The sequence below is a fragment of the Psychroserpens ponticola genome, from assembly GCF_023556315.2.
In the GTDB taxonomy this organism is placed as follows: Bacteria; Bacteroidota; Bacteroidia; order Flavobacteriales; family Flavobacteriaceae; genus Psychroserpens; species Psychroserpens ponticola.
This window is the reverse complement of sequence record NZ_CP116221.1, coordinates 2708879-2735757: the sequence shown is the minus strand read 5'-3', so window position 1 is coordinate 2735757 and position 26879 is coordinate 2708879. Positions and strand designations below refer to the sequence as shown.

Below are 26879 nucleotides of genomic sequence, written 5' to 3'. Positions count from 1 at the left end.
TTGGAAACACTATTTAACTATTTCGAGAACATTACTTCGCAGCATAGAAGTTTAATTTTGGTTGGCGGATTAACTCTATTTTGGTTGCTAGAAGGTGCATTGCCTCTATTCAAATTTAAATATAAGAAATGGAAACATGCAGTGCCTAATATTTTTTTTACGTTAACAACTATTGTAATAAATTTTAGCTTGGCTTTTTTGTTAGTTGAAACTTCAGATTGGGTACAGGAAAACCAATTTGGAATTATTAATTGGATTCCAAACCTACCATTGTGGGCTTATATATTACTTGGTGTTTTACTTTTAGATTTTATTGGCGCATATCTAGCTCACTATGTCGAGCATAAAGTAAAACCACTTTGGATGGTGCATTTGGTACATCATACAGATCATCACGTAGATACGACAACTGCTAATAGGCATCATCCACTTGAAAGTGTCATTAGATTTGTATTTACACTAGCAGGTGTGTTTATTATTGGTACTCCAATAGCTATTGTGTTTATATATCAATCATTATCTCTCATAGCAACACAGTTTAGTCATGCTAACATTAAGTTGCCAAATAAAGTTGATAAAATATTGAGTTATATTCTTGTATCTCCAAACATGCATAAAGTACATCATCATTATATGTTACCATATACAGATAGTAATTATGGTAATATCTTTTCAATTTGGGATCGCCTATTCGGAACCTTTATGAAACTCGATCCTAAACTAATAGTTTATGGAGTTGATACGTTTCCTGATGAAAAAGCTAACGGAAAGATTGGAATGCTCCTAAAACAACCGTTTCATAAATACAGAAAACCTACTAGTCTAAATGCCTCAAAATAGTGTAAAATGGAATATTGTATTCGATTAAGTGCTCATTTTTAAGGTTTTACGAACTGTGATTTTTATTTGTTTTTTTTAAATATTGTGTAGTTCATCCCTTTTTTTTCTCTTTTTTTTTCATTCATCGACTCTTTTTAGGTATTCAACCAAATTCTTGTAGTTAGAGTTCATCTACTATTACATTTGAATATAATTACATGCTTCCCTCATTAATGTAAATTCCCTCATTAAAATATTAAATATTAGTTTTTTTAGTTAACCTTTAAATGACCCCAATCATGAACAAGATTACTACAATTGGTACGCCAATTCACGGCCTTATTGGTCTCGTATTATTTGCATTGTTTTTTAGTAGTAACCTCTCTGCACAAGAGACTTATACTACGATTAGAAAGAATGTTAACCCTTTAGCGTTTAATTTAAATCACGACTTATCTAGTACTCAAGATTCGTTGCTTTTAGAGAACAAATTTCTATTTAAGAGAGTTCGTTTTATTAGTGATAAAGCCGAAAAAGTATTTGATTTTAAACCAGCAGTTAAGAGTGCAAAAGTTCCTTTAGATGAATTACCTCTAGGAAAGTACACAGTCATGTTTTATCAAGCTGATAAAATCATTGTATTTCAAATTGAAAGAATCCTACCGTTCGATCCTTTACGTGGTATTGAATCTGAAGTTGTAGCTCTAAATGAACCTGAATTCTTAACAGATGATGTTAATGAGGTTACTCTAAATGATTCTGAATTGTTGTCAGATGAATTTGATGGCGTAGATTTAGAATATGACACAACTAATCTGAACATTGCGACTAATGGCAAAGATTTAGAATACGAAGCTGAAGAAATGTATTATAAGAAATCATATAACCTTTCTGATGCTGATAGAGATCATGTACAAACTAGAGCTGAGTATAGAAGAAATAATTTAAGACCAAATGGTAAGCCTTACGATGATTAATTGTAAGAAAATATCCATACTTCGGTTTTATTGACCGTTCATAGGTTTTTTTGTGTCTAAATGCAAAAGTGTCCTAGTTTTAATGTTCGGGGATTATAATTAAGCTATTAGTTCATTAATGTTGACGTTAACAGCGTTTGAATATGAGAACAGTTTATGTTATAATCTTTTTTGTTTTAATGACTTCTATTTTTAGCGAACTTCAAGCTCAAAATGATTTTGCCATTCTTGAAAAAAATGTCAACATTAGAGCAAAGAACTTGACTCAAAAATTAAATATCACAAAAGACACTCTCTTGCTTAAAAGCAATACTTTAATCAATAAAGTGTATGCTGTCAATATGAATTATAAAAGAGAAGTTAACCTTACTGTTAGAGAGAAATCTGTAAAAATTCCTCTAAAAAAACTAAGTAAAGGAAAACACGTTTTTGTTGCTGTTCAATCTCCTGTTAGAATTGTATTTGTAGTTAAAATACTTAGAGATAATTCGGTTTTATTAGCTTTAGAAGAAGATAAAATGCTGTCTAAAAACGAGTGATTTTATTGAATTATTTATAAATTAAATACTCACTTCTCATTGTTTTAAATTCAGCAAGCCCTTTAGCCCAAGAGGCTTTAATGTCTTTTTCTGAAACTCCACTTTCTATTTGATCTTGCAATTGTTTTGTTCCTGCTAACTTGATAAAATAGTCATTAAAAAATTCTTGTTTCCCTATTGAATTGCTATAAGCCTTAATAAGGTAGTCTAAATGTATTTTGCCTAATGGTTTGCTATCTCTAAGATCTTCGCCATAGCAAACTTCTCCTTTATGTTTTGGATATTTAGCGCCTTCGTTTGGTTGAGGAACAAATTTAAATGTGTAATCGTCTTTATCTAAAAACGGGCTGCCATACACTTGAAACTGACCAGAAGTACCGCGACCAGCACTTACATTTGTACCTTCAAAAAAACATAAACTTGGATACAAGTTTATAGCCACATCTGTAGGTAAATTAGGTGATGGTTTTATAGGTAAACTGTATGTTTTCTCATGAGTGTAATTTTTAATAGGAATAACAGTCAGTTCGCATTTAATTTCGTTTTCTAACCAACCTTCTCCATTTATCATTTGTGCATATTCTCCAATGGTCATTCCATGAACCACAGGAATTGGATGCATGCCTACAAAACTTTTATTCGACATTTCTAAAATTGGTCCATCAATATAATGACCATTTGGATTAGGCCTATCAAAGACTATAACAGGAATATTAGCTTCTGCACAAGCTTCCATCAAATAATGTAAACTTGAGATATAAGTGTAAAAACGAGCACCAACATCTTGAATATCAAACACAATTATATCAAGATCTTTTAATTGCGCTTTCGATGGTTTTTTATTTTTTCCGTAGATAGAAACAATAGGTAATTTGGTCTTTGAATCAATATCATCTTTTACAGTTTCACCAGCATCAGCTTTGCCACGAAAGCCATGTTCTGTTGCAAATACTTGCTTAATGTCCAAATTTAAGGCCACTAAAGAATCTACCAGGTGTGTGTAATTGTAATCGTTTGGAGCTTTTTGAGATGAGGCACTCTCTTTAAAAATCACACTTGTCTGATTAGCAACAATTCCAACACGTTTTCCTTTTAATATTGGAAGATATGCTTCAGTACTATTGGCGCCAACAATAATTTTGTTTTCGGTTTTTGTTGAGTTCTCATCCTGAACTTGACTCAGAATCTCACTATTCTGGGCAGAATCATCCTTGATTTTTGAACCACAAGAAATCAATACCAAAACAAATAATAAAACAGTATTTTTGAACATCTTAAAATGCATTTTTAAATTTTGAATTACGAGTTTTTTATAGCTAAACGCATTATTGGTAGTAAAGCGTATAAAAGTAGTGTTTCGGCTCCAATAATAAAAATTGGAATCACTGCAATTGCTATTGGTATTATTGTAATGCTGATTGCTATTGCTACAGGAATTGGGCTACAGAAAAAAGTGCGTGAAAAGGTGATTGCTTTTAATGGTCATTTGACCATCAATAACTACGATAGTAATACCTCAAACGAATCTGAATTTCCAGTTTCAACAACACAAAATTTTTATCCAAATTTTAATACAGTTGAAGGGGTTAAGCATATTCAAGCTGTTGCAACCAAATTTGGAGTTATTAGAACAGAAAGCGATTTTGAAGGCACTGTTTTAAAAGGTGTTGGTAAAGACTATGATTGGTCGTATCTCGAAGATTTTTTAGTTGAAGGCAGTTTGCCAGACTATTCAAAGGAGTTACATAATGACGTGCTTATTTCTAGTTATTTGGCTAATCGACTTAATTTCAAGGTTGGAGATTCGTTTCAAATGGTGTTCGGAAAAGAAAGCATGGATGAAATGCCTTTTATTAGGCAGTTTGAAATCGTTGGTGTGTTTAATTCTGGTTTTCAAGATATTGATAAAACCTACATGCTTGGAGATATTAGACATGTACAACGCTTAAACAAGTGGGAAAAGAATCAAATAGGAAACTTCGAAGTGTTTATTGAAGATTATAGTCAGCTTAAAGAAATGGATACTTCAATTAGAGCTGCAACGCCTTCAAACATGAACACACAAACTATTGAAGAGAAATATTATACCACTTTTGAATGGATAAAAATTTTCGATAATAATACCTATGGAATTATTACAATTATGATTATCGTAGCGGGAATTAACATGATTACAGCACTTTTAGTTTTAATTCTAGAGCGGACTCAAATGATTGGAATTCTAAAAGCTTTAGGGAGTTCTAATTGGAGCATCAGAAAAGTATTTTTATATAACGCTACCTATTTGATTTGCTTAGGTTTATTTTGGGGAAATGTTATTGGTTTGGCGTTATTATTCATTCAAAAACAGCTTAGTATTCTCAAATTTCCAGATCCTGAGCAGTATTATGTATCTATTATTCCAGTACATATTAGCTTAGATTATATAATCTTATTAAATATAGGAACTTTTGTAGCCTGTTTTTTAATGCTCATGATTCCGTCTATAATCATTACAAAAATTTCTCCAGTTAAAGCTATTCGATTTGAATGATTTGGGCGTTTCCCTCTTTCGCTAAAAAAGCTTCAAAGGGTCGCGCTCTCGCAAGTCGCTCTTTAAAAAAAGGAACTCCAACAATTGCTCCATCGCTAACGCAGATTCAACTAAATAACCAACATCCAAACTCTAAAGTGGATTAAAAAGCACTTTTAACTTTCAGCTTTCCACTTTTAACTTAAATTTGCATCGCAAAACAATAGTTATGGATTACGCAGAAAACATATTAGGAACGATTGGTAATACACCTTTAGTTAAATTAAATAAGCTCACAGCCGAATTGCCTTGTTTGGTATTGTCAAAATACGAAACGTTTAATCCAGGAAATTCGGTTAAAGATCGTATGGCTTTAACAATGATTGAAGATGCAGAAGCTGATGGTCGTTTAAAACCAGGAGGAACCATTATTGAAGGAACTTCAGGAAATACAGGCATGGGATTGGCACTTGCTGCTATAGTAAAAGGTTACAAATGTATTTTTGTAATGGCAGACAAACAGAGTAAAGAAAAAGTTGATATCATGAGAGCTGTTGGAGCAGAAGTAATTGTGTGTCCTACAGATGTTGAACCAGATGATCCTAGAAGTTATTATTCTGTATCTAAAAGACTAGGAGAGGAAACACCTAATGCTTGGTATGTGAATCAATATGACAATCCGAGTAATGCAAAAGCACATTATCAAAGTACAGGTCCAGAAATTTGGAAACAAACCGATGGTAAAATAACACACTTCATTGTTGGTGTTGGAACTGGTGGAACCATTTCTGGTGTTGGTAAATATTTAAAAGAGCAAAATCCAGATGTAAAGGTTTGGGGAATTGATACCTACGGAAGTGTATTTAAAAAATATCATGAAACTGGTGTTTTTGATGAAAAGGAAATCTATCCTTATGTGACTGAAGGTATTGGAGAAGATATTCTTCCCGAAAATGTAGATTTTTCTATCATTGACGGATTTACGAAAGTAACCGATAAAGATGCTGCTGTGTATACGCAAAGACTCGCAAAAGAAGAAGGTATGTTTTTAGGTAATTCTGCAGGAGCAGCAATTAAAGGAGTATTACAACTTAAAGAACACTTTAAAAAGGATGATGTTGTAGTTGTTTTATTTCATGACCATGGAAGTCGTTATGTAGGCAAGATGTTTAATGATGATTGGATGAAGAAAATGGGATATATTGATTAATTGATATCATTTAGATCTTTTATAAATACAAAAAGCCTTGAAAAGTATTCAAGGCTTTTTTGGTTTCAATAGCCTCTATTCATATAATACAATTTGATTTTCTTATTTTAGTGAAATACTTTATAGCTTCATGCAATTTAAAAAACACAAAGCATCTAAAGCTTTTGAACATCTTATAGCATATTTCTGGACCGTTAAATCTTCAGAATATGATTTAGATAATCCGTCGTATAAATTCGTTCCAGATGCTTATGTAGATTGGGTGTTTCATTTAGAGTCGCCATGGCAATGTGATTTTCCAGATGTCGAAAATCAATCTAAAACAGGACAGTTTCATGTATTTGGTCAAATAAAAAAACATATCAATTTAACTCTTCCTGATGGAGATTTAAATGTTTTTGCTATCAAGTTTCACCCATGGGTCGCTAAACAAATTTGGAATGTTGATATGCATCACCTCACTAATGGCTGTTTAAATTTAACTGATCTTGATCTTCCTGAAATGCATGTGTTACAAGAACGTATCTATTTAGCTAATACGATTGAAGAAAGGATTAAAATTATTGAAACCTATCTTTTGCCATATGCGAATTTTAGTGATACTAAAAGTTTAAAACATACATTTTCTAGCTTAACTGTTGAAGCCAATCAACTGAAAACACTTAATTTAGGTATTGGTCTTAGGCGTCTTGAACAACGTTTTAAAAATGAAATTGGAATTTCACCTAAACTGTTTTTAAGAACTTGTCGTATCAATGCTGTAATTGAAAAAATGAAAGAAAACACAAATCAATCATTAACTCAATTAGCTTTAGAATACAATTACTTCGATCAGTCTCATTTTATAAAAGATTTCAAACAATTTACTGGATGTAATCCATCACAGTTTTTAAAATCCATCAATCCAGATGGAGATATTCTAAATCTTCGTGTCAAGTTGTGAGTTAAAAGTTTCGCTTTTTTACTATTTCTAAATAGGAGTAACTATTATTTTGCGATTATATTAATAATCATAATTTATGAAATTGCTAAACGTTTCAAAATGCTTATGCATTTTATTTGTATCCTTTTTGTCTTTCCAATCTATTGCTCAAACCTGGCAAACACTTAACGCAAATACCTTTGGTTGGCGTTTTGAAGATATGCAGTTTGTTGATACCGAAATTGGTTGGGTTGTAGATGGTGGTGGACAAATTTTAAAGACTACCAATGGAGGTGTAAATTGGACACAACAATATTATAATTCGGATAGATATTTTAGAAGTGTTGAGTTTTATAACGAGCAAATAGGTTTTGCTGGTACACTTGCAAATGGAAACCCAACAGCAACACTTTTAAAAACGATTGATGGAGGAATAACTTGGACAAATATTTCGAGTAACTTACCAGTAGATGTTCCAGGTATTTGCGGTATGCACATGGTTAATGAAAACACTATTTTTATAACAGGTGTTTTTTATGGTTCAGCATATATAATGAAATCTACAGACCAAGGTGATACTTGGATTTATACTAATATGGGGAACTTGTGTAATGCCTTAGTTGATATACATTTTAAAGATGAAAATATTGGATATGCTGCTGGACAAAGTGCTCAAGGCACAGGCTTAAGAGGAATTATTGTTAGAACAGTTGATGGTGGACAAACATGGAACACTGTAACTTTAGGAGAAGATTCTAATGAACGCATATGGAAAATTCAAGAATTAAATGATTCTGTAATGTATGGCTCAGTTGAAGCTCATACAGATATTCTAGAATATTATAAATCTATTGATGGAGGACTAACTTGGCAACTTAATTCGATACCATCAGCTGGAATTATAGGAACTATTCAAGGCATTGGTTTCTTAAATGAAGATATAGGTTGGGTTGGTGGCTTTGGTGAGTTATTTTATGAAACTTTAGATGGAGGGCAAACTTGGGAATACAAACCAACAACAGGTACAAGTTTTAATCGATTCCAACGTGTAAACGATACATTAATGTATACCTCTGGAACTAATGTTTACAAATATTCGGACCCTTTGCTTTTAAGTATTGAAGACTTTGAAATTACGAAACCTAAAGGCCATTCTATTTCTATAAAAGATTCAAATATTATTAAAGATAATGCTGTTATTAAATTACAATTAATCAATAACACTTATTGTGAGCTTAGTATTTATAATACAATTGGGCAAAGATTAAAAACCTTAACTCAAGGAAAACGAAATGTTGGTGATTATGAAATTCCTTTTAATGTTAACTCCTTAGTAAAAGGACAGTACTTTGTTGTGCTTTATACGTATCATGGTTATGAATCTATCAAGATAGTTGTCGACTAATTTAAATCTAAAAATCAATATCTAAATTTTCCTTAAAACTTGTCACTCTTATCTATTTTATTACTTTTATATAATGAGAGAAAATTTTCTACATTATATATGGAAATTCCAAAAATTTGATATACTTCATCTTAAAACAATACAAGGTGAATCAATATCATTAGTTTCTGTAGGAATACATAACCATGATTCTGGTCCAGATTTTTTTAATGCTCAACTTAAAATTGGTGAGCAACTTTGGGCAGGAAATGTAGAAATTCATATAAAATCTAGTGATTGGTTTGCACATCATCATGAACAAGATAAAGCTTATGATAATGTTATTTTGCATGTTGTATATGAACATGATTCAGAGGTGTATAGAAAAGATAATTCTATCATTCCAACATTAGAGCTAAAACATTATATCCATAAAGGAGTATTGCAGAATTATAAAAAACTATTTTCAAATACATCGAAATGGATTAATTGTGAAAATGATTTTGCTAAAACTGAAGATTTTATATTAGACCATTGGCTAGAACGTTTATATATTGAACGTTTAGAGCGAAAATCAAAAACAATTGAAGCGTTGCTTGAGGCTTCTAATAATAATTGGGAAGCCGTTTTGTTTAAAATGCTGACAAAATATTTCGGATTGAAAGTTAATGGTGACGCCTTTTTTAGTTTAGCTAATTCTTTAGATTTTTCAATAGTTCGTAAAATACAATCTAATCAACTTTTATTAGAGGCTTTATTGTTTGGTCAAGCAGGATTATTAGAGAAAACGATTGAAGATACCTATTATCAAAATCTAAAAAGTGAATACTACTTTTTAAAACAAAAATTTCAGTTGTCTAACGAATATGTATTGCCTTTGCAGTTTTTTAGGCTTCGTCCATCTAATTTTCCAACCATACGTTTATCTCAATTAGCACGTTTATATCATAAACAGCAACGTTTGTTTTCTAAACTTTTGGTAAGTGAAACTTTAGAGGATTTTTATAAACTTTTTGAAGTAACTGCATCTCCATATTGGAATTCACATTATACGTTTCAAAAAGAATCTAAAACAAATCCTAAAATAGTTACTAAAGCTTTTGTGAACTTGCTATTGATTAATACGATAATTCCTCTTAAATTTAGTTATGCGAAACAAAATGGAAAAGCTGTTAATGAACAACTTATACAACTAATTAGAGCTATAGATTCTGAAAATAATTCAATCATAAAAAGCTTTAATAAGCTAAAGAAAATATCAAAATCGGCTTTAGATTCCCAAGCTTTAGTACAATTAAAAACCGAATATTGTAATAAACACCAATGTCTTAAATGTGCTATTGGAAATTCGCTTTTAGCCTGAATTTGAACTAAAATTCAATTTGTATAGCCTTAGAAAGATACTTGTAAATTGATTAAATAGGAAACAAAAATTAGCTTAAACACAGGTTTTTTAAACAAATAAATTTTTGATGTTTTAAACTAAAGACTAAATTGCAATACAAATGAGCATCAACAAAAATTAAATCAATGAAATTTTTCTACCAAATGCTTTACTACTTTCAAAAACGAGGGTATTACGTTTGTCAACGTATAGCAGATCGTTTAGGAATTAGAGCAAAAGTTGTACGTACTTCATTTATGTATTTAACTTTTGTGACTTTAGGATTTGGCTTTGCCTTATATCTGTTTTTTGCCTTTTGGATAAGAATAAAAGATATCGTTTATACAAAACGCTCTTCCGTATTTGATTTGTAATTTATGAATCCAGTAATTAAATTTTTTAGAACCAAGATTTACACAGCAGTATTTTTATTGTCGTTGCTTTTGGCTATTGGTGTTATTGGATTCAAAGTTATGTCTAATTATTCTTGGGTCGATTCCATTTATATGACGGTTATAACTATAACTACTGTAGGTTTTGGTGAAGTGCAGCCATTAGATGATAATGCTAAAATATTTACCATTTTTTTAATTTTAGCGAGTGTCATAATCTTGGGTTATGCCATTACTGTGATAACCGAGTATATATTAAGCAAAAATGATTTAGAAGAAATAAAACAAAAGGAAATGCAAAAGAAAATAGATAGCCTTAAAAACCATATTATAATATGTGGTTTTGGTAGAAACGGAAAGCAGGCAGCACGAAAGTTAACTGCTTACAATAAGCCTTTTGTAATTATTGAAAAGGATAAAGAAGTAATTGAAAAACATGAAGAAGATGAACTTCCTTTTATTTTTGGAAACGCTAATGAAGATGACACGTTAATAGAAGCAGGTGTTGATCGAGCTAGTACTTTAATTTCTGCATTACCTAACGATGCCGATAATTTGTTTGTTGTACTTTCTGCAAGACAAATTAATAAAAGTATGAATATCATTAGTAGAGCATCTCAAGAAACATCTTATAAAAAGTTAAAATTGGCAGGAGCTAACAATGTGATTTTACCAGATAGAATTGGAGGTGATCATATGGCGTCTTTAGTTGTAGTTCCAGATTTAGTTGAGTTTATAGATAATTTGGGTATCGTAGGAGAACGTAATATTAATATAGAAGAAGTTGTAGTTGAAAAACTATACAATACAGGTGAAGTTAAGACGATTAAAGATTTAGACCTCAGAAGAAAAACAGGTTGCACTGTTATTGGTTTTAAAAATGGAAAAGGCGAATACCTAGTTAATCCCGAAGCAGATACTAAGTTAATATCTGGTTCTAAAATTATTGTTTTAGGTCGTCATGAGCAGATTCAAAGACTAAATTCTTTATACGATATTAAATAGAATACAATTCATTTTAACAACGGATACTTTATAAAATCATTTTTTTTTAGCATCTTGTAAACATTATTATAACTAACTAATTTAAATAATTCTCAATATGAAGAAATTTCTTCTTTCATTTTTTACACTCGTATTACCAATTTTAACCTTTGCTCAAGAAGCTCAAGAAAAAGGGATTGATCAAAAAATTGATGAGGCTTTTGGTAATGCTACTGGATGGTTTGTTAGCTTTATTTTTTATCAAATAGATTTTGGTGGTGGTGTTAAGGTGTTTTGGGTTTTATTTCCATTAATTATTGGAGCGCTATATTTTACCTTTTATTTTAAGGGTATTAATTTTAGAGGTTTTTGGACTTCAATAAATATAGTAAGAGGGAAGTATGACGATTTAGAAGAAAGAGAAAACCATAAAGTCGAAGCGGCTAAATCTGCATTTACTGATGAAGATGATAATCCAGATACGATACGAGTCGAAGGACATGAAGGTGAGGTGACTCATTTTCAAGCATTAACAGCTGCTTTGTCTGCAACTGTTGGTCTAGGAAATATCGCTGGTGTGGCAATTGCTGTATCTATTGGTGGAGCTGGTGCGACATTTTGGATGATTGTGGCAGGATTTCTTGGAATGGCATCTAAGTTCGTCGAATGTACTCTTGGTGTAAAATATAGAGATATTGCTGAAGATGGTACCGTTTATGGTGGACCAATGTATTATTTAACTAAAGGTCTTAAGTCAAAAGGACTTGGTGGATTAGGAAAAATTCTTGCTGTATTATTTGCCATTTTTGTTATTGGTGGCTCTTTTGGAGGTGGAAACATGTTTCAAGTTAATCAAGCGTTTCAATTAGTTCAAAGTATTACTGGTGGAACTGAATCTGCATTATATGGTAACGGTTGGGTATTTGGATTAATAATGGCTGTATGTGTTGGAATTGTTATCATTGGTGGAATTAAAAAAATCGCTAAAGTTACTGATAAAATAGTGCCATTTATGGTCGTAATATATGTAGCTGCTTCTTTATTTGTAATCATTGCTAAATTTGATTTAATAGGTAGTGCATTTGCCGCAATATGGAATGGAGCATTTAGTCCAGAAGGTATTGCAGGTGGAATTATTGGTGTTTTAGTTCAAGGATTTAGAAGAGCAGCATTCTCTAATGAAGCTGGTGTTGGATCTGCATCTATTGCACATTCAGCTGTAAAAACTAAGTATGCAGCTAGTGAAGGTATGGTTGCCTTATTAGAACCATTTATTGATACTGTTGTGGTTTGTACTATGACAGCCTTAGTGTTAATTATTACAGGATTTGTTGATCCTTTAAATCCTCCAGCAAATGATGCACAAGCAATTTTATTAACCTCTAGTGCATTTGAATCTACCATTTCATGGTTCCCTTATGTGCTTACCATTGCTGTCGTTTTATTTGCATTTAGTACAATGATTTCTTGGTCCTATTATGGGTTTCAAGGTTGGGCTTATTTATTCGGAAGAACTAAAAAAATGGAATACGTTTATAAATTATTGTTTTGTGTATTTGTAATCATTGGCGCTGCCGCAAGTTTAGATTCAGTTATTGGATTTTCAGATGCTATGATTTTTGCCATGATGGTTCCAAATATGATTGGATTGGTAATCTTAGCGCCTAAAGTACGAGATGAATTAAATAAATATATGAAAGCTATAAAAGAGCGTTCTGAATAAAATTTAAATATGAAAAATATAAAATCCCACTTCACGTTTACAAAACAGCAACGTAGTGGGATTTTTGTGTTATTACTACTCATTCTTATTTTACAAAGTATATACTTTTTTGTTGATTTTTCTTCGGAAGAATTTCAAGTAAATGATAATGAATTGGCTGAGTTTCGTGCTGAGGTCGATTCACTTAAATTACTGAAACTTGAAGAGAATAAACCGAAAATATATCCTTTTAATCCAAATTTTATAACCGATTATAAAGGCTATACACTCGGAATGAGTAGTGAAGAAATTGACAAACTGCATGCCTTTAGAAAACAAAATAAATGGGTGAATTCTGTGAAAGATTTTCAAAAGGTCACTAAAGTTTCAGATTCATTATTAGCAGAAATTTCACCATATTTTAAATTTCCAGATTGGATAGCAAATCCTAAACCAAAAAACCAATATTCATATTCAAATAATAATAAGCCAAAAACATTTGAACAAAAACTGAATTTAAACACTGCAACAGCAGAACAACTTAAAAGAGTAAATGGCATTGGTGAAAAATTATCAGAACGTATTGTCACTTATAGAACGAAACTTGGTGGACAATTTATTGCAGATGTGCAACTTCAAGATGTGTATGGCTTATCTTCAGAAGTGATAGCGCGAGCCTTAAACGAATTTACAGTTAAAGAAGCAAAACCTATTACAAAGTTTAATTTGAATAAAGTTACAGTAGAAGAATTGGTCACTATTCAGCATATTGATTATGAAATTGCTCATTTTATTATTCAAGAACGTACACTTAGAGATGGCTTTAAATCTTTAGACGAACTCACAAAAGTAAAAGACTTTCCTGTCAAAAAAATTGAGATAATTAAGTTATATTTGACACTCTAATTTAGATATAAAATTACCGTATGGATAGTAGATATTTCACTGAAGAACATGAGTTGTTCAGACAGAGTTTAAAAGATTTTTTACAAAAAGAAGTGGTTCCTCACATTGAAAAATGGGAAAAAACAGGACACATAGAACGTTTTATTTGGGAGAAATTTGGCGAAATGGGATTCTTCGGAATTGCCTATCCTGAAGAATATGGTGGAATGAATTTGGATTTATTCTACACCGTAATTCTACTTGAAGAACTTCAAAAAGTAAATTCAGGAGGATTTGCTGCTGCAATTTGGGCACATACATACCTCGCAATGACACATGTGAATAAAGAAGGAGATCACGCGATTAAAGAAAAATATCTAACTGCTAGTATTACTGGAGAAAAAATAGGTTGCCTTTGTATTACTGAACCTTTTGGAGGAAGTGATGTTGCAGGTATGAGAACAACTGCTGTGAAAAAAGAGGATACGTATGTGATAAATGGATCAAAAACATTCATTACTAACGGTGTTTATAGTGATTACTTAGTTGTTGCAGCTAAAACAAATCCAGAACTTGGGAATAAAGGAATTAGTATCTTTATTATGGATAGAGATACACCTGGTATTTCTGCTACAAAATTAGATAAATTAGGCTGGAGAGCTTCAGATACTGGAGAAATTGCTTTTGATAATGTCGTGATTCCTGCGTCTAATTTAATGGGAGAGGAAGGTAAAGGCTTTCCATATATCATGCAACATTTTGCATTAGAGCGTTTAATTATGGGAATTAATGCACACGCAAGAGCTGAGTTTGCATTAGAATATACATTGAAGTATATGAGTGAACGCGAAGCCTTTGGAAGAACAATTGATAAATTTCAAGCATTGCGCCATAAAATAGCAGATCGATATACTGAAATGGAAATCTGTAAAGAGTTTAACTATTCAGTTGCTCGTCGATTAGATCAAGGTGAATATGTCGTGAAAGAAGCGACAATGTCTAAACTTCAGTGTACAAAAATGTCTGATGAAGTCATGTACGATTGCCTGCAATTTTTAGGCGGTTATGGTTATATGGAAGAATATCCTTTAGCAAGATTACTTCGCGATAGTAGACTTGGACCAATTGGAGGAGGAACATCTGAAATCTTAAGAGAGATTATCGCTAAAATGGTAATAGATAAGAAAGATTATAAACCAGCAACATAATTTAAAATCAACTTAAATGAGAATTCAACTAACAAAACAATTTGTTTTATTCAGTTTCTGTGTATTCAGTATGGTTTCATTTTCTCAAACCGAATTAAAAAATAAGATTGTTGATTTTACTACCTTAATGCCAATTGAGAGTGCTAGTATTTACATAAAAAACACAACTATTGGAACCGTAAGTAATCAAGATGGAAAATTTGTATTACAAGTCTCAAATGAATTATTGTCAGATACACTTATAATTTCGTCAATAGGTTATAAAAGTTTTAAAATACCTGTAAACGAATTTGATAATACCGAAGATGTTTATCTTGAAGAAGATATAGCAGCATTAGATGAAATTATTCTTATTGCTGAAAATCGTCCAAAAACCGGAAACGACATAGTATTAAAAGCGATTGAAAGATTATCTGAAAATCTTCCAGATTCAGCTTACATTCAAAAAGGCTTTCTAAGACATAAAGAACGTAATGCTAAAGAGTTTAAGTGGCTTATTGAAAGTGCGATTACTGTATATGATTCTGGTTATTCTGTGTCTTCAAAAGATCATTTAAAAGTTAATGTAGATCAGGTTCGTAAAAGTTATGACCTTCGTGATGTAGATAGTATTTTTTCATATTATTCCTATTTAAAACGTTATGAAAACAATAGAAAACTAAAGGCTAAAAACTTGAGAAGAGATACGATTAAAACGTCATCTTTGGTTAAAGCAATTAAATGGAATGATACGAGAGTTAACGGACTTGAAAACTTATTCAAAGGAAAGCTGAATTTAGTAAGAAACTCTAAAGCAGCCAAAGCACTTCTAGGTGAGAATATGCTAGAAAAACATCAGTTTAAATTGGATACTGTTTTAGTAGATAATGATCGAAGACTCTATAAAATACAAATATCAGAGAGTAAAGATTTTGTGGATTTAGAAACTGAAGGGATTTTTAATGGCGGTTATAATGCTAAGGGTTGGATTTATATTTATTGGGATAACTATGCCATTAAAAAAATAGAATACGAGCTTGTAGCAGCTTCAGATGCTCAAAAAATCAGAAGCAAAACCCTTTTCGGAACTCAGCTTAACCATAAATTAATTATGACATATATGGAATACAACGATAAAATGTATCCTAATTATATCTATTATGAAACGCCTAAACTAGTTAACGTTGGTTTAAAAACAAATGAAAAGTTAACTGAAGAAGAAAAGGCAAAGTATTATAACGAAGAACGTTTTTATTATACCATTCAAGAAATTTTATTTTCAGACATTATAGAAGACGATCAAATTATTGCAGAAGCTTTAAAAGGGGATTGGGATGCAGATATCTTTTCGCCAAAGCCTTATAATCAAACCTTCTGGAAAAACTATAATATTTTACTAGAGAGTGAAGAAGACGAACAGCTTATTAAAGACTTAAGTAAACGTGCATCTTTATTTAAACAGTAATCTCGTTGAAATTGCGATTTATTAAAAATTAAGATTTTTATTTTGATATCTTAAATTCCTTCCTATATTTGCAGCCTTAAAAAATCTAAAAGAGAGGAGGTTAAGACACTATGTTAAGAATACCAGTTAAAGAAGGAGAAAATATAGATAGAGCGTTAAAACGTTACAAGCGTAAGTTTGTAAAGACAACGGTTAAGAATCAGTTACAAGAACGTAAACAATTCACAAAACCTTCAGTTCAACGAAGAGAACAAATACAAAAAGCACAGTATGTTCAAGGTCTAAGAGATCAAGAAACAGTATAATTGTGTTTCCCTTATATTAAATCCCATTAGAAATAATGGGATTTTTTTGTTTATGACAAGATTGTAATTAAAACTTTGTATTTTAGATTTAATTCTAAAGATTTTAAATGGCATTGCAATCATTTTCAGATTATTTATTACTTGAAAAAAACTATTCTCAGTTAACACTCAAGGCCTATTTAAATGATATTCAAGTTTTTTCTGATTTTGTTTTATCTGAATATGATTCTAAATCAATTACAAATGCTAATTATCAACAAATAAGAAGTTGGATAATTCTATTAGTAGATGAAGGGATTTCAAACCGAAGTATTAATAGGAAGGTGTCCTCATTAAATACCTATTATAAATTCCTTTTGAAAATTGAAGAAATCGAAGTTAATCCGCTTACCAAACACAAAGCTCTAAAAACAAGTAAAAAAATTCAAGTCCCTTTTTCTGAAGAAGAAATTAAAACAGTTCTGCAAGAATTAAATTTTGAAACAGATTTTGAAGGTTTAAGAAATAGATTAATTATTGAATTATTTTATGCTACAGGTATAAGGCGAATAGAACTTGTTCAATTAAAACTAAATGATGTTGATTTAGCTAATAAAACGTTAAAAGTGTTAGGTAAAAGAAATAAGGAGCGATTTATTCCGTTACTACCATCGGTCGTAGATACTTTTAATTCTTATATGATAACGAGGAAAGAACTCGTGGTTCTAAAAGATGATTCCTTTTTGTTTTTAACTAAAAAAGGGGTTAAAATTTATGAAACACTTGTGTACAGAATTATAAATGATTACTTTAGTAAAGCATCTACAAAGGTAAAACGGAGTCCGCACATATTGAGGCACTCATTTGCAACTCATTTATTAAATCAAGGTGCAAATCTAAATGCTGTTAAAGAACTGTTAGGTCATTCAAGTTTAGCAGCAACACAAATCTATACGCATAATAGTATAGCAGAATTAAAAAATGTGTATGCAAAGACACATCCTAGAAGTAAAAAATAATAATATCTAACCAATAAAAGATAGAATATGAAGGTAAATACACAATCCGTGAATTTTAACGCAGATCAAAAACTAATTGACTTTATTCAAAAACGAATGGATAAGTTAGATATGTTTTATGATAAGGTTATTGATTCTGATGTCTATTTAAAAGTAGAAAACACAAGTGATAAAGAAAATAAAATATTTGAAGCTAGAGTAAATGTGCCAGGAGATAGCTTCGTTGTAAAGAAGCAGTGTAAATCATTTGAAGAGGGTACAGATATGGCAGTTTCGTCATTAGAAAGGCAATTAAAAAAGCGAAAAGAAAAATTAAGAGCACATATATGATAAAATTTTTCAAAAAATGTTTTGAATAAATAAATAAATCTTTACATTTGCAGTCCGTTAGAAATAGCGGGCTTTTTTTATAGCCAAAAAGTTATTTAAAAGCCGATGTAGCTCAGCTGGCTAGAGCAGCTGATTTGTAATCAGCAGGTCGTGGGTTCGAGTCCCTCCATCGGCTCTAAAAAGTCTAAAATAGCAGCGGTTAATTTTAGCAAAAGTTCTTTAAAATTGGGGAGATACTCAAGCGGCCAACGAGGGCAGACTGTAAATCTGCTGACTACGTCTTCGCAGGTTCGAATCCTGCTCTCCCCACAAATATTGAAACCTTCAACTTGTAAGATAGTTGTAAATAATGCGAGAGTAGCTCAGTTGGTAGAGCGTCAGCCTTCCAAGCTGAATGTCGCCGGTTCGAACCCGGTCTCTCGCTCTAAGTCAAACTAGATTTAGCTTGGCTTTATCTTGAGTGAGCGTTTTTGGTTTGATGTAATGTCAATCAACACAACCTTAAAGCCGGTGTAGCTCAGGGGTAGAGCGTTTCCTTGGTAAGGAAGAGGTCACGAGTTCAAATCTCGTCATTGGCTCTTTTTTTTGTATAGAATTAAATTGAACACTAATATAAATTAAGATTAAATAAATTAAACATGGCAAAGGCAACTTTCGATCGTTCAAAACCACACCTTAACATTGGTACTATTGGACACGTAGATCACGGTAAAACAACTTTAACTGCTGCTATTACTAAAGTATTAGCTGATGCAGGTTTATCAAATGCATTATCATTTGATCAAATTGATAATGCTCCAGAGGAGAAAGAAAGAGGTATTACAATTAATACATCACACGTTGAATATGCAACAGCAAATCGTCATTACGCTCACGTTGACTGTCCAGGTCACGCCGATTACGTAAAGAACATGGTTACTGGTGCTGCTCAAATGGATGGTGCAATATTAGTTGTAGCTGCTACAGATGGTCCAATGCCTCAAACTCGTGAGCATATCCTTTTAGGACGTCAAGTAGGTATTCCTCGTATCGTTGTATTCATGAATAAAGTGGATATGGTTGATGATGATGAGTTATTAGAATTAGTAGAAATGGAAATTAGAGATTTGTTATCATTCTATGAGTATGATGGTGATAATGGCCCTGTAATTGCTGGTTCAGCTTTAGGAGCACTAAACGGTGAGCAAAAATGGGTTGATACAGTAATGGAATTAATGGAAGCTGTTGATGCTTGGATAGAAGAGCCAGTGCGTGATATGGATAAGCCATTCTTAATGCCAATAGAAGATGTATTCTCTATTACTGGTCGTGGAACTGTTGCTACAGGTCGTATCGAAACAGGAGTTGCTAATACAGGTGATCCAGTTGAGATTATTGGTATGGGTGCAGAGAAATTAAACTCTACTATTACTGGTATTGAAATGTTCCGTCAAATCCTTGATAGAGGAGAGGCTGGAGATAATGCTGGTATTTTATTAAGAGGTATTGAGAAATCTCAAATATCTAGAGGTATGGTAATTACTAAACCTGGTTCAGTGACACCACACTCTAAATTTAAAGCTGAGGTTTATATTTTGAAAAAAGAAGAAGGTGGACGTCACACTCCATTTCATAATAACTATCGTCCACAGTTTTACGTGCGTACAACTGATGTAACTGGTAACATTGCACTTCCTGATGGAGTTGAAATGGTAATGCCTGGAGATAACCTTACTATTACTGTTGAGTTAATTCAACCAATTGCAATGAACGTAGGTTTACGTTTCGCAATTCGTGAGGGAGGTAGAACAGTTGGTGCAGGACAGGTTACTGAGATTTTAGACTAAAATATTTATCATAATAAATATGAGTTAAGGTGTTCGTCAAAGGCGAACGCCTTGATTTATATTTACGGGTTTAGCTCAGTTGGTAGAGCACTGGTCTCCAAAACCAGGTGTCGGGAGTTCGAGTCTCTCAACCCGTGCAAATAGAAAATCAAATGGCAGGAATAATAAATTATATTAAAGAATCTTTTGAAGAATTAAAAAACAATGTGACTTGGACACCTTGGTCTGAAGCGCAAAGTTTAACTATTTTAGTTGCTGTGTTTTCAATAATTTTTTCATTAGCTATTTGGGGAGTTGATACTGTTTTCAGTAAAGTTATCAAGGCTTATTTTGAGTTGATATAACTAAACTAACTATAAAAGCAAAGAATAATGTCTGAGACAAGTGTAAATAAAAAATGGTACGTAGTTAGAGCTGTAAGTGGTCAAGAGAATAAGATTAAGGCTTATATAGAAAATGAAATTTCTAGATTAGGTTTAGAAGATTTTGTTGATCAAGTTTTAGTGCCTACTGAAAAAGTAATTCAAATCCGTAATGGAAAAAAAATAAACAAGGAAAAAGTTTACTTTCCAGGTTATATAATGATTCAGGCAAATTTAAGTGGAGAAATTCCTCATATCATTAAATCTATAACTAACGTTATTGGGTTTTTGGGAGAAACTAAAGGAGGAGATCCTGTTCCATTAAGACAGTCCGAAGTTAATAGAATGTTAGGTAAAGTTGATGAATTAACTGTAGATGCTGACGTAAATGTTGCAATTCCTTTTACTAGAGGGGAAACTGTTAAAGTTATAGATGGTCCATTCAATGGATTTGATGGTACTATCGAAAAGATAAATGAAGAAAAGCGTAAACTTGAAGTGATGGTTAAAATTTTCGGAAGAAAAACACCATTAGAATTAAGTTATATGCAAGTTGAAAAAGTATAATAATTGTTACAATATAGATAGCATGTCTTTTAGCTTCCAAAATGAAAGAGGTGCAAAACTAAAATAAGTAAAATGGCAAAAGAATTAGGTAAAGTAGTTAAATTACAAGTTCGGGGAGGTGCAGCGAATCCGTCGCCACCGGTTGGACCCGCTTTAGGTGCTGCTGGAGTTAATATCATGGAATTTTGTAAGCAATTCAACGCTAGAACTCAGGACAAACCTGGTAAAGTTCTTCCAGTTGTTATTTCTGTTTATAAAGATAAGTCTTTTGATTTCGTGATCAAAACACCTCCTGCGGCAGTGCAATTATTAGAAGCGGCCAAAGTAAAAAAAGGATCTGGAGAACCGAACAGAAAGAAAGTAGCAAAAGTTACTTGGGATCAAGTTAAAGCAATCGCAGAAGATAAGATGGTAGATTTAAATGCCTTTAAAATCGAATCTGCTATGAAAATGGTTGCTGGTACTGCAAGATCAATGGGAATCACAGTTAAAGGTGGTGAAGCACCTAACTAAAAATTTTTGAAATGGCAAGAATAACAAAAAATAGAAAAGAATCTGAATCTAAAGTAGATAAGAATAAATTATATTCTATCGAAGAAGCTTCGGCATTATTAAAGGAAATCACTTATACAAAATTTGATGCTTCAGTTGATTTAGCAATTAGATTAGGTGTAGATCCTCGTAAAGCAAACCAAATGGTGAGAGGTGTCGTATCTCTTCCACATGGAACAGGTAAAGACATGAAAGTTTTAGCATTAGTAACTCCTGATAAAGAGGAAGAAGCTAAAGCTGCTGGAGCTGACTATGTAGGACTTGATGAATACCTGGAAAAAATTAAAGGTGGTTGGACAGATGTTGACGTTATCGTTACTATGCCAGCTATCATGGGTAAATTAGGTCCTTTAGGTAGAGTATTAGGTCCAAGAGGTTTAATGCCAAATCCAAAAACAGGAACAGTTACTATGGATGTTGCTAAAGCAGTGGCTGAAGTAAAAGCTGGTAAAATAGATTTTAAAGTTGATAAAACAGGAATTGTACACGCTCCTATAGGTAAAGCATCTTTTAGTGCTGATAAATTACAGGACAATGCAATGGAATTGTTAACCACTTTAAATAAGTTGAAACCTACCTCGTCGAAAGGTGTATACATGAAGAGTATCTTTATGTCTAGTACAATGAGTCCGAGTATTGCAATTGATGTTAAATTCGCATAAGTAGTTAAATCTTTATTATTATGACAAGAGAAGAAAAATCACAAGTAATTGAAGAGTTAACTGCTCAATTAGCAGATAATGCAAATATATATCTAGCTGATATATCAGGATTAAATGCAGGTAACACTTCAGATCTACGTCGTGCTTGTTTTAAAGCAAACGTACAATTAAGCGTAGTAAAAAACACATTATTAACTAAAGCTATGGAAGCTTCTGAAAGAGATTTTGGAGAACTTCCAACAGTTTTAAAAGGTAATACCTCAGTAATGTACTCTGAAACTGGAAACGCTCCAGCCAAAGTAATTAAAAATTTCCGTAAAAAATCTGAAAAGCCTTTGCTTAAAGGAGCTTTTATTGAAGAAGCAGTTTACCTTGGAGATGATCAATTAGACATGTTAGTAGATATCAAGTCTAAAGAAGAATTGATTGGAGAGATTGTTGGATTATTACAATCACCAGCTAAAAATGTTATTTCAGCACTTAAATCAGGTGGTGGAACAATCGCAGGTATTATTAAAACATTATCCGAAAAAGAAGGATAATCAACTAAGTACGCACTTAAACAAATTATATTTTATTAAAATTATTAAAAACGGTAGAAAATGGCAGATTTAAAAGATTTCGCAGAACAATTAGTTAATTTAACAGTAAAAGAAGTTAATGAATTAGCTACAATATTAAAAGACGAATATGGTATCGAACCAGCAGCAGCAGCAGTAGCAGTAGCAGCAGGTGGAGGAGCAGGTGCAGAAGCAGCTGAAGAAAAATCAGAATTCGACGTAATCCTTAAAGCAGCAGGTGGTTCTAAATTAGCTGTTGTGAAATTAGTTAAAGAATTAACTGGTTTAGGATTAAAAGAAGCTAAAGGTTTAGTTGATGATGCACCAAGTGCAATCAAAGAAGGTGTTGCTAAAGACGAAGCTGAAGCTCTAAAATCTCAATTAGAAGAAGCAGGAGCAGAGGTTGAGCTTAAGTAAGCTTAACAAACCTACAAATTATGGTTTAGGTCTTTCGAAATAATCGAAATGACCTAAACCCTTTTGTGTATATAAAATGTACATAAGAAAATAAATTATTTTTTAATCAAAATCTCGTTCATCGATGTTAGCAAATACAGCTGAAAGATTAAATTTCTCTTCCATAATTAACAGAACTGATTATCCAGATTTCTTGGATATTCAAATTAAATCCTTTCAGGATTTTTTCCAGTTAGAGACAAAATCAGAACAAAGAGGAAATGAAGGACTATATAATACCTTCATGGAAAACTTTCCTATTACAGATACACGTAACCAATTCGTATTAGAATTTTTGGATTATTTCATTGATCCACCAAGATATTCAATTGAAGAATGTATCGAAAGAGGACTGACATACAGTGTGCCTTTAAAAGCACGTTTAAAATTGTATTGTACAGATCCTGAGCATGAAGACTTTGAAACAATTGTTCAAGATGTATATCTTGGAACAATTCCTTATATGACACCTAGTGGAACATTCTGTATCAATGGTGCAGAACGTGTAGTTGTATCTCAATTACATAGATCTCCAGGTGTATTCTTTAGTCAGTCTTTCCATGCCAATGGTACAAAATTATATTCTGCAAGAGTAATTCCTTTTAAAGGATCTTGGATAGAATTTGCTACAGATATTAACCAGGTAATGTATGCTTACATTGATAGAAAGAAAAAATTACCTGTTACAACATTATTCAGAGCTATCGGCTTTGAACGTGATAAAGACATTTTAGAGATTTTTGATCTTGCTGAAGAAGTTAAAGTATCAAAATCTGGTCTTAAAAAAGTTGTTGGTCGTAAACTGGCTGCTCGTGTTTTAAATACATGGCATGAAGATTTCGTTGATGAAGATACTGGAGAAGTTGTTTCTATTGAACGTAACGAAATAGTCTTAGATCGTGACACAATTATTGATAAAGATAATATTGAAGAAATCCTTGAAGCTGGTGTCAAAACTATTCTTTTACATAAAGAAAGTGCACAACAAGGAGATTATGCAATTATTCATAATACATTACAGAAAGATCCAACAAACTCTGAAAAAGAAGCTGTTGAGCATATCTATCGTCAATTGCGTAATGCTGAGCCGCCAGATGAGGAAACTGCACGTGGTATTATAGATAAATTATTCTTCTCTGACCAACGTTACTCTTTAGGTGAAGTAGGTCGTTATAGAATGAACAAGAAATTACAGTTAGATATCGGAATGGATAAGCAAGTGCTTACCAAAGAAGATATCATTACAATCATCAAATATTTAATCGAATTAATCAATTCTAAGGCAGAGATTGATGATATTGATCACTTATCTAACCGTCGTGTACGTACAGTAGGTGAGCAATTATCGTCTCAATTTGGTGTTGGTTTAGCACGTATGGCTCGTACCATTCGTGAAAGAATGAATGTTCGTGACAATGAAGTGTTTACACCGATTGATTTAATTAATGCGAAGACCTTATCTTCTGTTATTAATTCATTCTTCGGAACAAATCAGCTATCTCAGTTTATGGATCAAACGAATCCACTTGCAGAGATTACACATAAACGTCGTCTATCAGCTTTAGGACCTGGAGGTTTATCTAGAGAAAGAGCAGGGTTTGAGGTTCGTGATGTTCACTATACACACTACGGAAGACTTTGTCCAATTGAAACTCCTGAGGGACCAAACATTGGATTAATTTCATCTTTATCTGTTTATGCTAAAGTTAATTCAATGGGATTCATTGAAACACCTTATAGAAAATCAGAAAATGGTGTTGTAGATATTAAGAATGTACCAACATATTTAAGTGCGGAAGAAGAAGAAGATATGTTAATCGCGCAAGCGAATATTCGTGTTGATGATAATGGAAAAATTTTAGAAGATAAAATTATTGCACGTCAGGAAGGAGATTTTCCAGTTATTGATCCAACAAATGTGAATTATACTGATGTTGCACCAAACCAAATTGCTTCTATTTCGGCGTCATTGATTCCGTTCTTAGAACATGATGATGCCAACCGTGCATTGATGGGATCTAACATGATGCGTCAAGCTGTACCTTTATTACGTCCGCAAGCACCAATCGTTGGAACTGGTCTTGAACGTCAGGTAGCTCAAGATTCTAGAGTTTTAATTAATGCTGAAGGAGATGGAACTATTGAGTACGTTGATGCAAATGAAATTACTATAAAATATGAGCGTTCTGAAGAAGCTGCCATGGTAAGTTTTGATAGTGATACCAAAACATATCCTTTAGTGAAATTCAGAAAAACCAACCAAGGAACTTCAATTAACTTAAAGCCAATCGTTGAGAAAGGAGATAAAGTTAAAAAAGGACAAGTTCTTTGTCAAGGTTATGCTACTGAAAATGGAGAATTAGCATTAGGTCGTAACATGAAAGTGGCATTTATGCCATGGAAAGGTTACAACTTTGAGGATGCCATCGTAATTTCAGAAAAAGTAGTACGTGATGATATATTTACATCAATTCATATTGATGAATATTCATTAGAAGTTAGAGATACCAAATTAGGTAACGAAGAATTAACTAATGATATTCCTAATGTTTCTGAAGAGGCTACTAAAGACCTTGATGAAAATGGTATGATTAGAATTGGTGCAGAGATTAAGCCAGGTGATATCCTTATTGGTAAGATTACACCAAAAGGGGAATCTGATCCTACACCAGAAGAAAAATTATTACGTGCCATCTTTGGTGATAAAGCAGGTGATGTAAAAGACGCGTCTTTAAAAGCATCTCCATCATTACATGGTGTTGTTATTGAGAAAAAATTATTCTCAAGAGCTATTAAAGATAAGCGTAAGAGAGCAAAAGATAAAGAAGATATTGAAGCATTAGAAAATATCTATTACAAGAAGTTTGATGATTTACAAGCTGTTTTAGTTGAAAAATTATTCGCTCTTGTTAATGGTAAAACTGCTCAAGGTATCTATAATGACTTAGGTGAAGAAATCATTCCTAAAGGAAAGAAATATACACTTAAGATGTTAAACTCAGTTGATGATTATTCACATTTAACTTCAGGAGTTTGGACTACAGACACTCATTTAAATTCATTAGTTGCAGATTTAGTTCACAACTATAAGATTAAAGAAAATGATCTTCAAGGATCATTACGTCGTGAGAAGTTTACCATTTCTGTAGGTGATGAGTTACCAGCAGGTATTATCAAATTGGCTAAGGTTTATGTTGCTAAGAAACGTAAATTAAAAGTTGGAGATAAAATGGCAGGACGTCATGGTAACAAAGGTATTGTTGCTCGTATCGTTCGTCAAGAAGATATGCCATTCTTAGAAGATGGAACTCCTGTTGATATCGTATTAAACCCGTTAGGTGTACCATCTCGTATGAACATCGGACAGATTTATGAAACTGTTCTTGGTTGGGCTGGACAAAAATTAGGTCGTACATATGCGACTCCAATTTTTGATGGTGCAACACTAGATCAGATTAACGGATTTACAGATGAAGCTGGTGTGCCAAGATTTGGTCATACATATTTATATGATGGTGGAACTGGAGATCGTTTTGATCAACCTGCAACAGTTGGTGTCATTTATATGATTAAACTAGGTCATATGATTGATGATAAGATGCACGCACGTTCAATAGGTCCTTACTCATTAATTACGCAACAACCTTTAGGTGGTAAAGCACAATTTGGTGGTCAGCGTTTTGGTGAGATGGAAGTTTGGGCACTTGAGGCTTATGGAGCTTCAAGTACATTACGTGAAATCTTAACAGTAAAATCAGATGATGTTATAGGTAGAGCTAAAACTTACGAAGCTATCGTAAAAGGTGAGCCAATGCCAGAACCAGGATTACCTGAATCTTTCAATGTACTTATGCATGAATTGAAAGGATTAGGATTAGATATTAGATTAGAAGAATAAA

At 32.4% G+C, this 26879-nt stretch carries 26 protein-coding genes and 5 tRNA genes; 30 read left to right on the top strand and 1 reads right to left on the bottom strand.

The features are described from left to right. The 3 genes from MUN68_RS12160 (at position 1) to MUN68_RS12150 (ending at position 2335) form a co-directional block, all read left to right on the top strand. On the top strand, positions 1-840 hold the full coding sequence (locus MUN68_RS12160) for a sterol desaturase family protein (RefSeq protein WP_249995810.1): 840 nt from the start codon (positions 1-3) through the stop codon (positions 838-840). A 278-nt stretch (positions 841-1118) separates the two neighbouring features. Beyond that, positions 1119-1796 (top strand): hypothetical protein, encoded by a 678-nt coding sequence (locus MUN68_RS12155; RefSeq protein WP_249995809.1) that lies wholly within the window; start codon positions 1119-1121, stop codon positions 1794-1796. Between the two features lie 143 nt (positions 1797-1939). Then, complete coding sequence (locus tag MUN68_RS12150) at positions 1940-2335, top strand: hypothetical protein (RefSeq protein ID WP_249995808.1); 396 nt, start codon at positions 1940-1942, stop codon at positions 2333-2335. A 10-nt stretch (positions 2336-2345) separates the two neighbouring features. Here the strand turns inward: MUN68_RS12150 and MUN68_RS12145 are convergent, their stop codons facing one another. Next, the gene (locus tag MUN68_RS12145; RefSeq protein ID WP_449421296.1) at positions 2346-3620 is read right to left on the bottom strand and encodes an exo-beta-N-acetylmuramidase NamZ family protein; all 1275 of its coding nucleotides are present in this window, start codon (positions 3618-3620) and stop codon (positions 2346-2348) included. Between the two features lie 9 nt (positions 3621-3629). On the opposite strand from MUN68_RS12145, the gene MUN68_RS12140 reads away from it, so the two are divergent. From MUN68_RS12140 to rpoB, 27 genes are all read left to right on the top strand, one after another. Continuing rightward, positions 3630-4868 carry an ABC transporter permease gene (locus MUN68_RS12140; RefSeq protein WP_249995806.1) on the top strand — a complete coding sequence of 413 codons (1239 nt, stop codon included), beginning with the start codon at positions 3630-3632 and terminating at the stop codon, positions 4866-4868. Between the two features lie 208 nt (positions 4869-5076). Beyond that, positions 5077-6057: a PLP-dependent cysteine synthase family protein gene (locus tag MUN68_RS12135; protein WP_249995805.1), complete on the top strand. Its 981-nt coding sequence runs from the start codon at positions 5077-5079 to the stop codon at positions 6055-6057. 130 nt (positions 6058-6187) lie between these two features. Further along, a complete protein-coding gene (locus MUN68_RS12130; RefSeq protein ID WP_249995804.1) occupies positions 6188-7000 on the top strand; it encodes an AraC family transcriptional regulator in 813 nt (270 codons plus the stop codon). A 76-nt stretch (positions 7001-7076) separates the two neighbouring features. Continuing rightward, positions 7077-8384: a YCF48-related protein gene (locus MUN68_RS12125; RefSeq protein WP_249995803.1), complete on the top strand. Its 1308-nt coding sequence runs from the start codon at positions 7077-7079 to the stop codon at positions 8382-8384. A 73-nt stretch (positions 8385-8457) separates the two neighbouring features. Continuing rightward, complete coding sequence (locus MUN68_RS12120) at positions 8458-9726, top strand: DUF2851 family protein (RefSeq protein ID WP_249995802.1); 1269 nt, start codon at positions 8458-8460, stop codon at positions 9724-9726. 167 nt (positions 9727-9893) lie between these two features. After that, on the top strand, positions 9894-10121 hold the full coding sequence (locus MUN68_RS12115) for a PspC domain-containing protein (protein ID WP_249995801.1): 228 nt from the start codon (positions 9894-9896) through the stop codon (positions 10119-10121). Between the two features lie 3 nt (positions 10122-10124). Beyond that, positions 10125-11144 carry a potassium channel family protein gene (locus MUN68_RS12110; RefSeq protein ID WP_249995800.1) on the top strand — a complete coding sequence of 340 codons (1020 nt, stop codon included), beginning with the start codon at positions 10125-10127 and terminating at the stop codon, positions 11142-11144. A gap of 97 nt (positions 11145-11241) precedes the next feature. Then, positions 11242-12846, top strand: coding sequence for an alanine/glycine:cation symporter family protein (locus MUN68_RS12105; protein WP_249995799.1), 1605 nt, complete (start codon positions 11242-11244; stop codon positions 12844-12846). Positions 12847-12855: 9 nt separating this feature from the next. Then, a complete protein-coding gene (locus tag MUN68_RS12100) occupies positions 12856-13731 on the top strand; it encodes a ComEA family DNA-binding protein (RefSeq protein WP_249995798.1) in 876 nt (291 codons plus the stop codon). Positions 13732-13751: 20 nt separating this feature from the next. Then, complete coding sequence (locus MUN68_RS12095) at positions 13752-14918, top strand: acyl-CoA dehydrogenase family protein (RefSeq protein WP_249995797.1); 1167 nt, start codon at positions 13752-13754, stop codon at positions 14916-14918. Between the two features lie 16 nt (positions 14919-14934). Then, the gene (locus MUN68_RS12090; RefSeq protein ID WP_249995796.1) at positions 14935-16362 is read left to right on the top strand and encodes a carboxypeptidase-like regulatory domain-containing protein; all 1428 of its coding nucleotides are present in this window, start codon (positions 14935-14937) and stop codon (positions 16360-16362) included. A 110-nt stretch (positions 16363-16472) separates the two neighbouring features. Next, positions 16473-16667 (top strand): 30S ribosomal protein S21, encoded by a 195-nt coding sequence (gene rpsU / locus MUN68_RS12085; protein ID WP_249995795.1) that lies wholly within the window; start codon positions 16473-16475, stop codon positions 16665-16667. Positions 16668-16774: 107 nt separating this feature from the next. Next, positions 16775-17665: a tyrosine-type recombinase/integrase gene (locus MUN68_RS12080; RefSeq protein WP_249995794.1), complete on the top strand. Its 891-nt coding sequence runs from the start codon at positions 16775-16777 to the stop codon at positions 17663-17665. A 27-nt stretch (positions 17666-17692) separates the two neighbouring features. Then, complete coding sequence (gene hpf / locus MUN68_RS12075) at positions 17693-17995, top strand: ribosome hibernation-promoting factor, HPF/YfiA family (protein ID WP_249995793.1); 303 nt, start codon at positions 17693-17695, stop codon at positions 17993-17995. Between the two features lie 101 nt (positions 17996-18096). Then, a tRNA-Thr gene (locus MUN68_RS12070) sits at positions 18097-18170 on the top strand. Positions 18171-18222: 52 nt separating this feature from the next. After that, positions 18223-18304 (top strand) — tRNA-Tyr (locus tag MUN68_RS12065). Positions 18305-18346: 42 nt separating this feature from the next. Beyond that, positions 18347-18419: transfer RNA gene (locus tag MUN68_RS12060), tRNA-Gly, on the top strand. Positions 18420-18501: 82 nt separating this feature from the next. Further along, positions 18502-18573: transfer RNA gene (locus MUN68_RS12055), tRNA-Thr, on the top strand. A 60-nt stretch (positions 18574-18633) separates the two neighbouring features. Beyond that, positions 18634-19821: an elongation factor Tu gene (gene tuf / locus MUN68_RS12050; RefSeq protein WP_249995792.1), complete on the top strand. Its 1188-nt coding sequence runs from the start codon at positions 18634-18636 to the stop codon at positions 19819-19821. Positions 19822-19885: 64 nt separating this feature from the next. Further along, positions 19886-19958 (top strand) — tRNA-Trp (locus MUN68_RS12045). 15 nt (positions 19959-19973) lie between these two features. Next, positions 19974-20165 carry a preprotein translocase subunit SecE gene (gene secE, locus MUN68_RS12040; protein ID WP_033959310.1) on the top strand — a complete coding sequence of 64 codons (192 nt, stop codon included), beginning with the start codon at positions 19974-19976 and terminating at the stop codon, positions 20163-20165. A 27-nt stretch (positions 20166-20192) separates the two neighbouring features. Beyond that, positions 20193-20750, top strand: coding sequence for a transcription termination/antitermination protein NusG (nusG, locus tag MUN68_RS12035; protein WP_249995791.1), 558 nt, complete (start codon positions 20193-20195; stop codon positions 20748-20750). Between the two features lie 72 nt (positions 20751-20822). Next, positions 20823-21263 carry a 50S ribosomal protein L11 gene (gene rplK, locus MUN68_RS12030; protein WP_249995790.1) on the top strand — a complete coding sequence of 147 codons (441 nt, stop codon included), beginning with the start codon at positions 20823-20825 and terminating at the stop codon, positions 21261-21263. A gap of 11 nt (positions 21264-21274) precedes the next feature. Continuing rightward, on the top strand, positions 21275-21964 hold the full coding sequence (gene rplA, locus MUN68_RS12025; RefSeq protein ID WP_249995789.1) for a 50S ribosomal protein L1: 690 nt from the start codon (positions 21275-21277) through the stop codon (positions 21962-21964). Between the two features lie 20 nt (positions 21965-21984). Beyond that, complete coding sequence (rplJ, locus tag MUN68_RS12020; RefSeq protein WP_249995788.1) at positions 21985-22506, top strand: 50S ribosomal protein L10; 522 nt, start codon at positions 21985-21987, stop codon at positions 22504-22506. Between the two features lie 60 nt (positions 22507-22566). Next, positions 22567-22941, top strand: coding sequence for a 50S ribosomal protein L7/L12 (gene rplL, locus MUN68_RS12015; protein ID WP_249995787.1), 375 nt, complete (start codon positions 22567-22569; stop codon positions 22939-22941). A 124-nt stretch (positions 22942-23065) separates the two neighbouring features. Beyond that, positions 23066-26878, top strand: a complete 3813-nt coding sequence (gene rpoB, locus MUN68_RS12010) for a DNA-directed RNA polymerase subunit beta (RefSeq protein WP_249995786.1) — start codon at positions 23066-23068, stop codon at positions 26876-26878. The last annotated feature ends 1 nt before the right edge of the window (position 26879 follow it).